Consider the following 914-nt stretch of genomic DNA (forward strand, 5'->3'; position numbering starts at 1 on the left):
GGTGTGGCTGTCTCGAACATCAGCCTCGATTGTCGTGTAATTACCGTCGTTAGAAATTATCTTTTGCTCTTTAGAAAGTAAGGTTTCTTCAATAAGGTGCAGCCCACTGTAGTTTTCAATTTTGAGCAAGACTTTTTGCATATCACCACCAGAAAAGTGGCGCGCGTTCTGTTGCACATACTCTCTAATATCAAACTTCTCTAATGTTTTTGTACTACTGAAGCCAAGCTTTAAGCTGTGAATTCGATGCAGTGCGTAGGTACGAAAATCACTATGTGATCCTGGAATAAGTGCAACAAGATAGAAACTGTTACCGTAAAGGAATAATCCTAAAGGCGTCGCTGTGTACTCTTTAGGTTCCGTTAAACCACGCTTTTGGTAGGTGAACATGATGTCTTTTTTATTAAGCAGAGCTTGTTCTATTTGCTTAAAAAAATCGTTACCAACAGTTGGTGCAACCAAGGGGAACTCACTCTGGAAATAACAGAACCTCTCGTTCCAAAGAATGGTCTGTTTAGTGTTTTCTCGCTTGAGCGCCGAGAAAATAGCTTCTATATCGGAACGCAGAGTAGGTGGAAGCATCGACTTAATTTCTTTTTCGATGATCTGTAATGATACGACTGAAGACATACCATCAGGCTTCACTGGGTGGCGATACCCTTGGGATATCTGATACCGATAGGGGCGACTTTCATCATTTAGTTCAATGCTAACGTTATCTGAGAGTACTTTATTAATGCAACGCTGCACGGTGCGAAGTTGGCTTTTCTCATCGGTATTAGCAGACAGTAGCTCAGAGGATAGGAGTAAGTCACGTATATCTATGGTTGAAATAGAATCAGGATGACAAGGTATCGACTCTAGTACTTTTTGATATATCTGTATTTGTTTACTCATATTTCCCTTTGTGATGG

At 40.6% G+C, this 914-nt stretch carries 1 protein-coding gene; it reads right to left on the reverse strand.

Annotated features, from left to right (window positions below):
• Positions 1–897 (reverse strand): helix-turn-helix transcriptional regulator (locus tag AB4486_RS24375; protein ID WP_372119213.1); only part of this gene is annotated, 897 nt, incomplete at its 3' end.
• Positions 898–914 lie beyond the last annotated feature (17 nt).

This window comes from Vibrio sp. 10N.222.55.C6, from assembly GCF_041473395.1.
Classification (GTDB): Bacteria; Pseudomonadota; Gammaproteobacteria; order Enterobacterales; family Vibrionaceae; genus Vibrio; species Vibrio crassostreae_C.